15 protein-coding genes are annotated in these 13,551 nt (G+C 39.8%); 10 read left to right on the top strand and 5 right to left on the bottom strand.

Translation table 11 applies throughout. The features are described 5' to 3' along the window. Window positions 1-57 precede the first annotated feature (57 nt). Entirely contained in the window at window positions 58-567 is a 510-nt protein-coding gene (locus DLJ74_RS02085; protein WP_425454558.1) for an NAD(P)H-dependent oxidoreductase, read from the bottom strand. A gap of 222 nt (window positions 568-789) precedes the next feature. Between DLJ74_RS02085 and DLJ74_RS02080 the strand changes: the two genes are divergently transcribed. After that, window positions 790-1,170, top strand: a complete 381-nt coding sequence (locus tag DLJ74_RS02080) for a winged helix-turn-helix transcriptional regulator (protein ID WP_109983152.1) — start codon at window positions 790-792, stop codon at window positions 1,168-1,170. 192 nt (window positions 1,171-1,362) lie between these two features. Here DLJ74_RS02080 and DLJ74_RS02075 read toward each other — a convergent pair whose 3' ends face one another. Genes DLJ74_RS02075 through DLJ74_RS02065 form a run of 3 tightly spaced genes read right to left on the bottom strand, consistent with a single transcriptional unit; the run spans window position 1,363 to window position 4,841 of the window. Continuing rightward, complete coding sequence (locus DLJ74_RS02075) at window positions 1,363-2,343, bottom strand: ABC transporter substrate-binding protein (protein WP_109983151.1); 981 nt, start codon at window positions 2,341-2,343, stop codon at window positions 1,363-1,365. Between the two features lie 15 nt (window positions 2,344-2,358). Further along, window positions 2,359-3,339: an ABC transporter permease gene (locus DLJ74_RS02070; RefSeq protein WP_181397411.1), complete on the bottom strand. Its 981-nt coding sequence runs from the start codon at window positions 3,337-3,339 to the stop codon at window positions 2,359-2,361. An 11-nt stretch (window positions 3,340-3,350) separates the two neighbouring features. After that, the gene (locus DLJ74_RS02065; RefSeq protein WP_109983149.1) at window positions 3,351-4,841 is read right to left on the bottom strand and encodes a sugar ABC transporter ATP-binding protein; all 1,491 of its coding nucleotides are present in this window, start codon (window positions 4,839-4,841) and stop codon (window positions 3,351-3,353) included. Between the two features lie 397 nt (window positions 4,842-5,238). Here DLJ74_RS02065 and DLJ74_RS02060 point away from each other — a divergent pair, with 397 nt between their 5' ends. Beyond that, complete coding sequence (locus tag DLJ74_RS02060) at window positions 5,239-5,817, top strand: Maf family protein (protein WP_109983148.1); 579 nt, start codon at window positions 5,239-5,241, stop codon at window positions 5,815-5,817. Window positions 5,818-6,046: 229 nt separating this feature from the next. On the opposite strand, the gene DLJ74_RS02055 is transcribed toward DLJ74_RS02060, so the two are convergent. Further along, window positions 6,047-6,955: a LysR family transcriptional regulator gene (locus DLJ74_RS02055; RefSeq protein WP_054860139.1), complete on the bottom strand. Its 909-nt coding sequence runs from the start codon at window positions 6,953-6,955 to the stop codon at window positions 6,047-6,049. Between the two features lie 147 nt (window positions 6,956-7,102). On the opposite strand from DLJ74_RS02055, the gene DLJ74_RS02050 reads away from it, so the two are divergent. The 8 genes from DLJ74_RS02050 to DLJ74_RS02015 all read left to right on the top strand — a co-directional run bounded on the left by DLJ74_RS02050 (window position 7,103) and on the right by DLJ74_RS02015 (window position 13,380). After that, the gene (locus DLJ74_RS02050; RefSeq protein WP_109983147.1) at window positions 7,103-8,122 is read left to right on the top strand and encodes an alpha/beta fold hydrolase; all 1,020 of its coding nucleotides are present in this window, start codon (window positions 7,103-7,105) and stop codon (window positions 8,120-8,122) included. Window positions 8,123-8,389: 267 nt separating this feature from the next. Further along, a complete protein-coding gene (locus DLJ74_RS02045) occupies window positions 8,390-9,790 on the top strand; it encodes a PTS mannitol transporter subunit IIBC (RefSeq protein ID WP_109983146.1) in 1,401 nt (466 codons plus the stop codon). A 310-nt stretch (window positions 9,791-10,100) separates the two neighbouring features. Next, window positions 10,101-10,445 (top strand): PadR family transcriptional regulator, encoded by a 345-nt coding sequence (locus DLJ74_RS02040; protein WP_054788294.1) that lies wholly within the window; start codon window positions 10,101-10,103, stop codon window positions 10,443-10,445. Next, a complete protein-coding gene (locus DLJ74_RS02035; RefSeq protein WP_054860142.1) occupies window positions 10,442-10,774 on the top strand; it encodes a DUF1048 domain-containing protein in 333 nt (110 codons plus the stop codon). Before DLJ74_RS02040 ends, DLJ74_RS02035 begins: the two co-directional genes overlap by 4 nt. A 42-nt stretch (window positions 10,775-10,816) precedes the next feature. Further along, window positions 10,817-11,170, top strand: a complete 354-nt coding sequence (locus DLJ74_RS02030; protein WP_054860143.1) for a DUF1048 domain-containing protein — start codon at window positions 10,817-10,819, stop codon at window positions 11,168-11,170. Beyond that, entirely contained in the window at window positions 11,167-11,499 is a 333-nt protein-coding gene (locus DLJ74_RS02025) for a DUF1048 domain-containing protein (protein WP_109983145.1), read from the top strand. Before DLJ74_RS02030 ends, DLJ74_RS02025 begins: the two co-directional genes overlap by 4 nt. A 368-nt stretch (window positions 11,500-11,867) precedes the next feature. Then, window positions 11,868-12,641, top strand: a complete 774-nt coding sequence (locus DLJ74_RS02020) for an ABC transporter ATP-binding protein (RefSeq protein WP_109983144.1) — start codon at window positions 11,868-11,870, stop codon at window positions 12,639-12,641. Further along, complete coding sequence (locus DLJ74_RS02015) at window positions 12,631-13,380, top strand: ABC transporter permease (protein ID WP_109983143.1); 750 nt, start codon at window positions 12,631-12,633, stop codon at window positions 13,378-13,380. Before DLJ74_RS02020 ends, DLJ74_RS02015 begins: the two co-directional genes overlap by 11 nt. The last annotated feature ends 171 nt before the right edge of the window (window positions 13,381-13,551 follow it).

The raw sequence follows: 13,551 nt of genomic DNA, 5'->3' as shown, positions 1-13,551 counted from the left end.
AGTTCTACTCAAACAGATGTCCCTAAATTTAATTGGCTAACAGACTCAAAGAAGTTTTTATATGTTTCTCATATCGTTTAGCTTCTTGCTCAAAGTAGTCCTCTGTGCCTTCGTTTGCATTATAGGAGATAAAGGCAGGGAGATAAGTACCGTACACTTAGTAAGGGTCCTTTGTATCGGTCTTAGTAATTCACTGACTGTAAACCAATTGCTTCCCCCTGATCGATATTGCTTCTCCGTACCTCCCGTCGTTGTTGCCACCATAAACTCTTTTCCTTTTAAGTTATCGCCATTAGGACCATAAGCCCAGCCGAATGTTAGGACTTCGTCAAACCACTTTTTTAGTAGAGGGGGGCAACTGTACCAATAAAAAGGGAACTGAAACACTATTCGATCGTATTGAAGCAACAGTTGTTGTTCTTTTTCTACATTAATATTCCAATTTGGATACTCTTGATAGAGATCATGAAGATAGATATCTGCATTACTTCTTAGCTGTAACAACAATGCTTGATTGGCTCGAGAATTATTTAAGTTAGGGTGTGCAGCAATTACCATAGTCTTCATCACTTTCATCCTTTCAGTTTTCGTAATAATAATGAACTATACCCATTATTGGTCAAAAATTTTATTTTGCAAAGTAGGATTTTTTTAAAAACTAAGTCTTAAAAAAAGTACTAATAACCACGACTTAATAGTACGATAAAACGTACTTAGTATGATCAATAATCGTACTTTTTTCCTTTCCTATCCTTTGTTAAACTTATAATAAAGAATGGAGTGATAGTCATGAAAGAAGAGGTTCAAGATTCGAAAATAACTCAAGGGATAATGACGACTTTGCAGGCCATAGGGGGCAAATGGAAGCCACTTATTTTGTTTATTTTACTGCAAAAAGGTACAAAGCGGTTCGGGGAATTAAGGCGTTTGCTACCAAATATTACTCAAGGAATGCTCACCAATCAGCTTCGTGAGTTGGAACGGGATGGACTTGTCAACAGACATGTGTATTATGAGATGCCGCCGAAGGTTGAATATTCTTTGTCCGATCAAGGGAAGACTCTTCGCCCAGTTTTAAACGATATGTGTGGGTGGGGGTTTAAGCATGAAGAATTTCTGGAGAATAGGAAAAGTAGTGAGGAAGTATTTTTAGAGAAGAAAAACCATTAAGTTAAATTAAATTCTCAGTGGTGGTATAACTAGCAGGGATTTTTGCTTAAACACCAGTGGGGAGGAATGCAGACTTAAAGTCATAAGGTATAACGTCTGCATAATAACCTCCTATAGCTCTAACCCCACTAATGGAAATATTCTAACATGCACAGGTGTTTAAAAAATCAGCATGAAATTTATCCAATAGTATTATTCATAAATAGCTGCTTGAATTTCTTTATCCTCTAAATTGCTTTGATCATACCAGAAGAAGCCAGTATCAATGCTTTCAGGCACTTCTTTCCCATCTAAGGCTTCCACTGCGGCTTTTACGGTTTCATAGCCAATTCCCTCTGGGTTTTGTGTAATAGCACCTGCCATGACACCATCTTTAATGGCATCGATTTGTTGTTTGCCAGAGTCAAATCCGATAATGGTCACTTCTCCTTCTTTTCCTAATTCCTTTACCGCATTAACCACCCCAATTGCAGACCCTTCATTGGAGCCATAGATGCCTGCAATATCAGGATTAGCCTGCAAGATAGCTTTAGCAAGATTAGTAGATTCTAAATGATCTCCGCCACCATATTGAATATCAACTATTTCCATGTTCGGATAATTTTCTTCGATCGTTTCTACAAAACCATCGCGACGCTGTGTTCCAGTTAGAGAGACTTGGTCATGCACAACTAAAGCAACCTTTCCTTCTTCATCCATTAATTCAGCCATTTTTTCTGCAGCGAGTGAAGCAGCGGCATAATTATCGGTTGAGGCTGTAGTAATAGGGATGTCACTATCCACACCAGAATCAAAGGCAATAATCGGAATATCTTGCTCACTTGCTTCTTCTAGTAATGGGGTAGCAGCTTGTGAATCTAGTGCTGCAAAACCAATTGCATTAGGTTTTTTGTCCAGAGCCGTGCGTAACATTTCCATTTGCTTATCCACCTGTGATTCACTTTCTGGTCCTTCGAAGGTAATCTCGACCTGGAATTCCTCTGCTGCTTTCTCTGCTCCACTTTGAACCGCTTGCCAGAATTGATGCTGGAAACCTTTAGAGATGATGGCGATATATGGCTTTTCCTCTGATGAACCTGAATTAGGCTCTTCTTTTTGCTCCGTTGTGTTATTCGCACAAGCAGCTAATATCAGTACCAAAGAAATAATGGCTAATACGCTTTTCATTTTCATCGTTAACTCCCCTTTTTATACATTCTTTTTTCTTAACATATCGATATAAACAGCGAGTAAAATAACAAACCCAATGACAACTGTCTGCCATTCCTGTGGGATCGACATGATCCGTAGACCATTTGTAAGTACGCTCATAATGAGTGCTCCAATCATCGTCCCGACTAAAGAGCCCTTACCACCACTTAATGATGTACCACCAATCACGACAGCAGCAATTGCTTCTAGCTCATATCCCATCCCAAGTGCTGGTTGTGCAGAATCTAGCCTTGATGCCATAATCACACCAGCAACACCGGTGAAGCATCCAGCAATGGTATAAATAATGATTTTCCATTTCGTAACATTGATCCCCGATAAACGAGTGGCTTCCTCATTACTACCAATCGAGAAGGTATAGCGCCCGACGATGGTTTTGGATAATAATATCCAGCCGATCAGCACCATAAGAAAAAATATTAATATAGCATTTGGAAGGTTGACTCCAGGAATAATAGATCCGAGTGCAATTTGATGAAAGCCCTCTATATCACTAAAATAAATAGGTGAAGCCCCAGAGATTATGAGAGACAATCCCTCTGCGATCATCATCATTGCAAGCGTAGCAATAAATGGCGGTATTTTTAATATCGAAACAGAGAATCCCGAGATTAGTCCAATAAGTGCTCCCATTACAATTCCACCAAGGATACCTATTAGGATAGGTAAGCCTAAATAAACAATAAATACTCCCGTCATGACAGAGGTGAGCGTCATCCCAGTACCTATCGATAAGTCGATACCACCTGTAATGATGACAAAGGTAGTGCCTAATGCCAGTATCCCAATGACTGTCGTTGATAGTAAGATACCTTCAATATTTGACCATTGCATGAAATTATCAGAGGCTAGAGAAAAGAAAATAATTAAAAGAACCAAACTAGCAAATGCCAAAATTTGCTGAAGGGCTGCAGAACCTCTCATTTTTTGCTTTATCACTGCGGTAGACATGAACATCACTCCTTATTTCAAGCTTGTTTCGTCGCTAGCTCCATTATTGATTCCTGGTTCGCATCATGCTGGGGCAACTCCCCAGTTGTTCGTCCTTCATTCATGACTATAATCCGGTCACTAAGCCGTAATACTTCCGGTAATTCAGAGGAAATCATGATAATGGATTTTCCTTGCTTTGCGAGACTTTCTAATAGATCATAAATTTCTTGTTTTGCTCCGACATCTATTCCTCTTGTTGGTTCATCAAAAATTAATATGTCACAATTCTTTAATAGCCATTTTGCTATAACGACTTTTTGTTGATTACCACCAGATAAGTATTTCACCAATTGGTTCATGCTTGGTGTCTTCACCTTTAGTTGATTGGAATAGCTTTGTGTCTCTTTTTTTATCTTCTTCGTATGCATAAAGGTAAATTTCGTATAATGAGCTAATGAGGGAGCGGCAATGTTTTCTTGGACTGTTTGTTCTAATAGAAGCCCAAAACGTTTGCGATCCTCTGATAAATAGCCTATTCCATGCCTCACCGCATCATATGGCTGTTTAATGGACACAGTTTTCCCATGTATTTTGATTATCCCTGTGGAAGGATCTGCACCAAAAATAGCTCGAGCTACCTCTGTCCTGCCAGCCCCTACTAAACCAGCAAAGCCTAAAATTTCTCCCTTTTTGAGCTGAAAAGAAACATCTTTTAAATAACGATTGTTTAGCTGGTTCACTTCAAGGGCAATTTCCTTCCATCTACTTGGATTAGTAGCTTTTTGTTCGATATGGAGTTTTCTTCCTACCATTAAGGAAACAACTTGTTTGATGTTCGCACTAGCTGTTTCGAGTGTATCGATATACTCCCCATCTCTCATCACCACAATCCGATCCGAAATTTGTTTTAATTCTTCCATCCGATGTGAGATATAGATGATTCCTACACCTTCCCTTTTCAGCCAATGGATAATTTTAAATAATGTACTTATTTCCGTGTCAGTTAAAGCTGCAGTAGGCTCATCCATAATAAGGATTTTGGCATGAAAGGACAGGGCCTTCGCTATTTCGACCATCTGCTGTTTAGCAACGGTTAGTTCCGCTATTTTTGTTTTTGGATCTAAATGAATGTTTAGCTGCTGAAACAATTCCTCTGCTTTTTTGTTCAATTCTTTATCCTTTAAAAAGAATTGCAGCTTATCCCGTGGCTCTCTTCCGATAAATATATTTTCTGCAACAGTAAGGTCTTGCATTAAGTTTAGTTCTTGGTGAATGATACTAATACCCAACTCCTGTGCTTCCTTCGTGTTTTTTGGTGCCACCTCTTTCCCCTTATAAACAATCGAACCACGATCCTTTTGATAAATACCTGTAAGGATTTTCATTAAGGTGGACTTACCAGCCCCGTTCTCGCCGATAAGTGCTAACACTTCACCTCTATACAAATCAAGCTGAACATCCGTTAATGCCTTGACTCCAGGGAATGATTTATGGATATTTTTCATTTCTAAGATTTTGTCTGTCATTCTATGTCTCCTTCCTTTGTTGACAGCGTTGTCAAAGTTAGTAGCGATTTTCATAGTTTTACTATCATATGCCTCTAGCACCCCCCCTATCACTGTTATCGTTAACATTTAATTAGAAAGTCTGCTTTTGTAAAAAAGTATATGCATGGTAAGATAAATTTAGGTTGATTTTTTTAGAATCAGTGGGGTGAAATCTTATTCCAAGTTTTTTTATTAGGAATCACCCGCATTTTAATGCGTGTTTGTCTAATGAGAAAAAGAATATAGTGAAAAAAATTACACAAACTTCTATTATCCTCTTCGTTCCATATATTCCAGTTACCGGTAACATATAAAAGTTTAGTAGATATAGTAGTTAGTGCTTTTTAATTGATAAAAAATTTGCAGGAGGAATATCATGAAAAATAAACTTGTATTAGCATCGTCATCACCTAGAAGACAAGAGCTTTTAAAACAGGTGGAAATTCCGTATACACTAAGAGCACCAAATGTTGATGAATCTCAAATAGCTAGCAAGGATCCAGCTGAAAAGGTGCGGAAGCTTGCTTTGCTAAAAGGGCGACATGTGACCTTGCAGGAGGATGGAGAAGTGATCTTAGCTGCTGATACGGTAGTGTCCTACAATAATCAAATTCTCGAAAAACCAAAAAATAAAGAGGAAGCTTATCGTATGATTGCGACCTTGAGTGGAAATGTACATGAAGTATTTACAGGGGTTATGATTCGTTCCTTCGATAATGAAGTCGCATTTGTAGAAAGAACAGAGGTTGAATTCTGGACTTTATCGGAGGAAGAGATAAATTGGTACCTCTCAACCAATGATCCTTATGATAAAGCAGGGGCTTATGGGATCCAAAGCATTGGTGCGATATTTGTGAAACAGATTATAGGTGACTACTATACAGTTGTTGGATTGCCGCTTTCTCGAGTGGTGAAGGAGCTGAGCAGCTTTTCGATAAAGCCTTGTGAATGCTGAGACAGTAACGTAATCTGTAAGGCAACGAAATTACTAAACATAGACACTTTAGACTAGTGAAAAATGATTGTACTTTCATAAAAGAGAAGATATATTAGTGTGTGGAAACGTTTGCACATAATAGGTAAATAGACAAGAAGGGAGGGAATCTGTGCCCTTCCTTCTCTATTGTTTTCTTCATTAGTTACGTGTGGAGGTGCAATTAGGTATTAGGAGAATAAGGGGTTTCCTATCGCTGTTTATTCTCCTCCCCAATAGCGATAACCTCTCTTACTACTTCTAGGAAAGATGACATCATCGGTGAAAGCCACTTGTCTTTATGCCACAGCATTTGTGTGTAGACGTGCAAGTCGGGAATTTGCCATGGAAGAGCAACAAGTTCGCCCCGTTCGATTTCGGCTTGTGCTGTTATTTCAGGAAGAAAGGCAATACCGATTCCCGTAATGGCACATTGTTTAATCGCTTCGGCATTGTGAAACTCTAAATAAGTAATATTATCAATGCCCTTTTTCTCAAATGACCGGTCAAACATGGTTCGATAGGTACAACCCTTTTCATTAACCAGAAACACCTCTTCATGGAAATCTTCTAGTTTTAGTGCGGATCGTTTTGCAAGGGGATGGTCTGGATTGACGAGAAGGCGGAAAGTTTCTTCCAGTAACGGTTCTACTGCAAGTCCGCTCGAACGAATTGGTTCGTCCAGCATAAAGACGGCATCCGCGGTTCCTTCAAAAAGTGTTTCCTTAAGTCGCTGATTTGGAACAGAGCGAAAAATGAGACGAACACCAGGATGACGCGAACGATATAGCTGAAAGACAACTGGAAGACGGTAGGCACAAAGAACCTCGTTGGCACTTATCGTTAGAGTACCGCTTAACTCTTCATTGTCATGAACGACACTGCGGGCTTCGTCCAATTTGTTTAGAACCTCTTCGATATGTGTTAAAAAACGTTTACCAGCTGTTGTAAGAACGAGCTTCTTGCCCAATCGGTCAAAGAGTCGCACGCCAAGTTCTTCTTCCAATGCTTTTATTTGCATGGTGATGTTAGAAGGGACATAATTGAGCACTTCCGCAGCACGACTAAAATTTAGAGTGGATGCAACCGTACGAAACGTATTTAGTTGACGCAATTCCATCCTATTTTCCTCCTAGCACTTTCAATTTTATTGAATACTATTTTTAATTTTATTCACTTTTATTGAGAGTAACACAGGTTTATACTTACAACAAAGAAATAGATTCTAAAAAGTTTTGTTTTAAAAATAGAAGGGAGCAACAATAGAATGGATTATGAAATTTTTGATTTAGGTGACGTAACCTTGCAATCAGGAGTGACGTTACCGAAAGCTTTTCTTGCTTATAAGACTTACGGGAAATTAAATGAAAAGAAAGATAATGTGATCATCTATCCAACTGCTTTTGGTGACCAACATGTTCAGAATGAATGGTTGATTGGAAATGGAATGGCACTGGATCCACAAAAATATTTTATTATTGTTCCTAATTTGCTAGGTAACGGATTATCCTCATCTCCTAGTAACACGCCACCTCCATTCGATCGAGCTAAATTTCCTCAAGTTACGATCTATGACAATGTGAAATTACAGCATCGACTAGTGACTGAAAAATTTGGGATTCACAAGATCGCTCTCGTCGTTGGATGGTCAATGGGAGGTGTTCAAGCATTCCAATGGGGGGCAAGTTATCCAGACATGGTAGAACGTATTGCACCCTTCTGTGGGGGTGCAAAGACTTGGCCACAAACATATATAGTCCTAGATGGAATGAAGGCTTCACTCATGGCTTCAGTAGGTTTTGATTCCAATAAAATAAGTCAGTTGACTTCTACAGACATGCGTGCCATTGCCCGTGTTTATGCGGGGTGGGGCTTATCTCAGACATTTTACAGAGAGGAACTTTATCGTGTGCTAGGATATGATTCATTAGAGAGTTTTGTAGCTGGTGTCTGGGAAAAGAGTTTTATGAAGATGGATCCCCACAATGTTCTGGCAATGCTATGGACTGGACAAAACGCAGATCTAAGTGCAAATTCCACCTATAACGGTGATTTCGATGCGGCACTCAGAGGCATTCAAGCACTTACCTGCATCATGCCAGGGAGCACAGATCTTTTCTGCACAGCAGATGATAATGAATACGAGGCTAATCTTATACCGAACGCTGATTTTCAACCTATCGAGTCAATTTGGGGCCATTTCGCGGGGCGCGGGATCAACAGTGCCGATAATCAATTTATTGATGACAACCTAAGACGCTTGTTGGCACTCCACATAGACAGATAGATTACCATTTATTGAAGTTGTTCTTTAGCTTACATCTATAGGAGTTATTTCGAGAACTAAAAAAGTGTTGTTTCGGTCACTGGCGCTACGCATCCTAATAAGTTTCGTTAACCATCCCTACTGATGGAAGTCTTACTTTATTAAATCCTGACAACATCCTCTTTGCCAAAATAATGATTAGATTAGTTTGAATATGAGATGTTATCGCTATATTCTTAAGATAAGCAATTATTCTTATCTAAAAAAAGAGGGAAAGGGGTAAAGTCAATGGAAAATAAAGGATTTCGGGCGAAAGTTCAACGTTTTGGTAGTTATTTAAGTGGTATGATTATGCCAAACATTGCTGCGTTTATCGCATGGGGTCTTATTACCGCACTATTTATACCAGATGGTTGGATGCCAAACGAAGATTTTGCGGCACTAGTAGATCCAATGATTAACTATTTATTGCCATTATTAATTGGTTTTACTGGTGGGAAAATCGTATATGACATTCGTGGTGGTGTAGTGGGTGCGACGGCGACAATGGGGGTTATTGTTGGTGCCGATATACCGATGTTTTTAGGAGCGATGCTAGTAGGGCCGCTCAGTGGGTATTTAATCAAAAAAATAGATGGATTATTCCAACATCGAATTCGTTCTGGATTTGAAATGCTCTATAATAACTTTTCAGCAGGTATACTTGCTGCAATTCTAGCAGGAATTGCCTTGAAGGTTATTGGACCAATTGTGACAGTGTTAAGTGAAGTTTTAGCATCTGGAGTAGAAGCCTTAATCAATGCAGGCCTATTGCCGCTTGCGAACATCATCATAGAACCAGCTAAGGTGCTTTTCTTAAATAATGCCATCAATCATGGGATTTTAAGCCCTCTAGGGGTAGACCAAGCCTCTGAAGCAGGGAAATCGATTCTGTTTTTGTTAGAAACAAATCCAGGACCAGGTCTAGGAATTTTATTAGCCTTTATGCTATTCGGTAAAGGAATGGCGAAAAATTCGGCATCTGGTGCAGCAGTTATTCATTTTTTAGGTGGGATTCATGAGATCTACTTCCCATATATTTTAATGAAGCCAGCACTATTATTAGCAGCTATCGGTGGTGGTGTGAGTGGTGTGTTCACATTCAGTTTATTTAATGCAGGCTTATCAGCACCTCCATCACCTGGAAGTATATTTGCGTTAGTAGCAATGACGGCGAGAGGAGATCATCTTGCTGTTATTCTAGGAGTTATTGTGGCAACCATTGTTTCCTTCTTAATTGCTGCAGTGATATTAAGAACGAGCAAGGAGAGGGAAGAAGATCTTACCGATGCTACAAGTAAGATGCAAGAGATGAAAGGGAAGAAAAGCTCTGTGGCAGATAATTTAACGGAGAATAAAGTGATGGGTGAAGTAAATAAAGTGGTTTTTGCTTGTGATGCAGGGATGGGTTCGAGCGCAATGGGAGCTTCATTGCTTCGTGATAAATTCAAAAAGGCAAACATTGATATTGAAGTGACGAATAAAGCGATAAATGATCTTCAAGAAGATGCAGATCTTATTATTACCCATAAAGACTTAACGGACCGGGCTAAGGCAAAAATACCAAATGCCCAGCATATCTCAGTAGACAATTTCTTAAGTAGTCCAAAGTACGATGAATTAGTTAACGAACTGAAAAATAAAAAATAAAATAATCCGTCAAAGGATAGTTAGCCTATTTAAGGCTAATTATCCTTTTTAATTTATACATGAAAACTTTAAGACGATTGTAGAGTGATTAATCTATAGAGAAACTTCTATAATAACAGACTAAGTATAGCTCTCAGATGGCTTGAGTTAGTTTCGAATCCTTAAAAAAATGGACTTTTTATTCTTGACAAGTGATGCTATTATGTATTACTATATACTAGTAATCAGTAACACTTAATATCTGTATTGCAAAATACCTGTGATACAGAATACTGAAAAAATATAGGGAAATACAAATGGAGTGGGAAACTTGGAAAATAACACAGAAATGCTGAAAGGTGTGCTTGAGGGTTGTGTGCTTGAGATCATCAGCCGTGGCGAAACTTATGGCTATGAAATCACGCAACATCTTCGAGAGCTTGGCTTCACCGATGTAGTGGAAGGCACAGTTTATACGATTACTATGCGACTTGAGAAACATAATCTGGTGGACATCGAGAAAAAGCCATCCACTAAGGGACCGCCGAGAAAATTTTACACACTCAACGCAGCAGGTCAAAAGCAACTTGAAATTTTTTGGAGAAGATGGGATTTTGTCTCAAGTAAAATTAACGAACTCAAAACGAATAAAATCAAAAGGAGAGAAGTAAAATGAATATTTTTGAAAAAATTATTGGAAGTCTGGAAGACAAGCGGGAATGGAAGGCGATGGAGGCGCGTGCAAAGACACTTCCAAGTGAATACCACAACGCTTACAAAGCTATGCAAAAATATCTCTTTAACACTGGAGGCATGATAGATTGGCAAGAAACGAAATTCGTCTTTAATCACATCATCGACCTTCTTGAAGAAGCCGTAGCCGATGGCAAGCGTGTTAAAGAAGTTACTGGCAACGACGTAGCAGCCTTCTGTGATGATCTCGTCATTGATGCAAAATCGTGGGTTGATAAACAACGTCAAAAACTCAACGATGCGATTAAATAATAGTACTTTGCTGAACAGCTTAGTATCTTAAAGGAGAATACAATGAACTTTTTAGAAAAAATAACCGGTAGCGATATGACTAAAGAAATAAAAGGTTTTGAAGCACGAGCAAAAGTCTTGCCAGCTGACTATCAAACTGCTTGGAAAGAAATTAATAGTAATCTCTGGGTTCACGGAGATTTCACCGGTCGTAATCTGATGCCGATTCTTGACAGTGCTCTTGAACTGCTTGAAGTTACATCAGCAGACGGCCAGAGCGTCGATGAAGTACTAGGAGATGATATCAAAGGCTTCTGCGCTGCGCTTGTTGGTGACGAAGGCGCAAAAACTTATAGAGATAAATGGCGTGAACAACTCAACAAGAACGTAGCAAAAAAATTAGGAGGACTGAAATGAGTATCAAGGGAATCATCGAAGGAAAAAAAGTATGGAGAGCCCATGTTTCACGTGTCAAAGCGCTTCCGCAAGATTACCAAATTGTTTATAAAGAGATCCAAAAATATCTCTTTAAAGTCGGTCCTGTTGAGCTAAACGAAGGTATCGGACTGCTCTCAGAGATTATCAACTTCTTTGAAGAAGGCGTAGCTGCTGGGAAAGGTGTGCTTGAAGTCACAGGAACAGACGTTGCTGCTTTCTGCGATGCACTGATTGAAGACTCAAAAACTTACGCTGATCTTTATCAAGAATCGATCAAACAAAAAGTCGATAAGGCTAAGAAAAAATAGAAGGAACATAATACTAGACGGCAAAATTCTATCGAACTTTTGCCGAAATATCGTTCGAGTTTGCTTCGTACTAATAATATTATGTTTTTTATTTACCCTGTTGCTTTGCCGACGAACTAATGGCAAATCCTAAAACCTATGTCGACAAGTATCGGAAGATTTGAATCAGAGTATTATTAAGCATTGAGAAAAAAGTAAATTCAATAAATAATTCTGACTGAATAGCTGGTTACAAATGTGGATGTGCACCTTCATTATTCAGTTATATTTTTAATCTGGTAGTAAGTCACACAGATTATCAGTCAGACTGAATAGAAAAATATAGGTAAATTAGCGCCTTGTTGCGCTTTAATAAGGAGGAAAAAAGTATGAGTAATGCAGCGATTTCTGTAAAAGGGTTAAAAAAATCCTTTAAAGACAAGCAAGTTCTAAAGGGGGTAGATTTTGAGGTGCGGCGTGGCGAAATTTTCGCACTGCTGGGATCAAATGGAGCGGGCAAGACGACGACGGTCAACATCCTCTCGACGCTAATGAAGCCCGATGGCGGCGAAGTAGATATTTGCGGCTTTGACGTCCATCGTCAATCTGATCATGTTCGCCAGAGCATTAGCCTGACAGGGCAGTTCGCAGCTTTAGACGGCATGCTCACTGGACGGGAAAACCTGATGATGATCGCTGAGTTGCGGGGAGTTTCCAATCCCGCTCAAGTCGCCGACGATCTGCTAGCAAGATTCAGCCTGACCGATGCGGCCAACCGACGGGCCGACAAGTATTCTGGCGGGATGAAGCGCCGGCTTGACATCGCCATGAGCTTGATCGGGACGCCAGCAGTCATTTTTCTCGACGAACCGACAACAGGGCTTGACCCCGAAGCACGGATTGAAGTCTGGAATACTGTCAAGAAGCTTGCCGACGGCGGCACGACCATCTTGCTGACGACCCAGTACTTGGAGGAAGCCGAACAACTGGCGGATCGTATTGCCATCCTGCATGGCGGAAAAATCATCACGACCGGTACCCTTTCCGAGCTTAAAGAGATGTTCCCGCCAACGAAAGTGGAATATATCGAAAAACAGCCGACATTGGAAGAGATTTTCCTTTCGGTAATCGGTCAAAAAGGAGGTAATATAAATGAAAAGTAGAACATGGGTATTACTAAGGCGTTTAATGCGCAATATTATGCGCAGTCCAGATACGATTATTACGGTTGCGATTACGCCGATTATAATGATGGTGTTGTTTGTCTACGTATTCGGCGGTGCTATAGAGACAGGCACCGACAACTACGTCAATTATTTATTGCCGGGAATTTTGCTAATCACTATCGCATCAGGCATTGCTTACACTTCCTTACGACTATTTACAGATGTAAAAAGCGGACTGATGGCGCGTTTTATTACCATGCCCATCAAGCGCTCATCGGTGTTGTGGGCTCACGTGTGGACCTCACTTGTTACCAACGTGCTCACTGTCGGTATCGTTATCCTCATCGCGCTCTTAATTGGGTTCCGATCTAATGCGGATATCCTAGATTGGCTCGCGGTAGTTGGAATACTCAGTCTGTTTACACTGGCGCTGACATGGCTCGCGGTCATTCCCGGGCTGACAGCACGGTCAATGGAAGGAGCGACAGCATACTCGTATCCGCTGATTTTTCTACCTTTTATTAGCTCGGCTTTTGTTCCCACCGAAACCATGCCTAAAATTGTTCGTGCGTTCGCGGAGGACCAGCCCGTTACTTCAATCGTAAATTCGATCCGTGCCCTCTTATATGAAGGCCAGGTTAACAATAGTATCTGGACTGCTCTTGCTTGGTGCATCGGTGTCATGATCATCGCTTACATTATTTCCAATAAATTATTTAAACGTGAATTAGGGTAAAACAAAGGAAAACACATTTTAGGTTTATTAAAATGTGTTTTCCTTTTAATTTCCACTTCTACACAAATAGAATTACCTAGCTCCACGTGAATTCCGCATTTCTAACTTATTAAATTTTGTCAACATTTAACCAGAAAATAAAATAATAAAATAACGTTGAAACGATGGGGA

It is taken from the genome of Gracilibacillus dipsosauri, from assembly GCF_003176895.1.
GTDB lineage: Bacteria > Bacillota > Bacilli > Bacillales > Amphibacillaceae > Gracilibacillus > Gracilibacillus dipsosauri.
Note: the sequence above shows the minus strand (reverse complement) of the source record. Positions and strands in the feature narration are given on the sequence as shown.

Bases quoted from the DNA above. Each gene is read 5' to 3' on its own strand.
- DLJ74_RS02050 (WP_109983147.1), top strand. From the start codon at position 7,103: ATGGATTATGAAATTTTTGATTTAGGTGACGTAACCTTGCAATCAGGA.
- DLJ74_RS02085 (WP_425454558.1), bottom strand. From the start codon at position 567: ATGAAGACTATGGTAATTGCTGCACACCCTAACTTAAATAATTCTCGA.
- DLJ74_RS02015 (WP_109983143.1), top strand. From the start codon at position 12,631: ATGAAAAGTAGAACATGGGTATTACTAAGGCGTTTAATGCGCAATATT.
- DLJ74_RS02025 (WP_109983145.1), top strand. From the start codon at position 11,167: ATGAGTATCAAGGGAATCATCGAAGGAAAAAAAGTATGGAGAGCCCAT.
- DLJ74_RS02020 (WP_109983144.1), top strand. From the start codon at position 11,868: ATGAGTAATGCAGCGATTTCTGTAAAAGGGTTAAAAAAATCCTTTAAA.
- DLJ74_RS02065 (WP_109983149.1), bottom strand. From the start codon at position 4,841: ATGACAGACAAAATCTTAGAAATGAAAAATATCCATAAATCATTCCCT.
- DLJ74_RS02070 (WP_181397411.1), bottom strand. From the start codon at position 3,339: ATGTTCATGTCTACCGCAGTGATAAAGCAAAAAATGAGAGGTTCTGCA.
- DLJ74_RS02075 (WP_109983151.1), bottom strand. From the start codon at position 2,343: ATGAAAATGAAAAGCGTATTAGCCATTATTTCTTTGGTACTGATATTA.
- DLJ74_RS02080 (WP_109983152.1), top strand. From the start codon at position 790: ATGAAAGAAGAGGTTCAAGATTCGAAAATAACTCAAGGGATAATGACG.
- DLJ74_RS02045 (WP_109983146.1), top strand. From the start codon at position 8,390: ATGGAAAATAAAGGATTTCGGGCGAAAGTTCAACGTTTTGGTAGTTAT.
- DLJ74_RS02035 (WP_054860142.1), top strand. From the start codon at position 10,442: ATGAATATTTTTGAAAAAATTATTGGAAGTCTGGAAGACAAGCGGGAA.
- DLJ74_RS02055 (WP_054860139.1), bottom strand. From the start codon at position 6,955: ATGGAATTGCGTCAACTAAATACGTTTCGTACGGTTGCATCCACTCTA.
- DLJ74_RS02030 (WP_054860143.1), top strand. From the start codon at position 10,817: ATGAACTTTTTAGAAAAAATAACCGGTAGCGATATGACTAAAGAAATA.
- DLJ74_RS02060 (WP_109983148.1), top strand. From the start codon at position 5,239: ATGAAAAATAAACTTGTATTAGCATCGTCATCACCTAGAAGACAAGAG.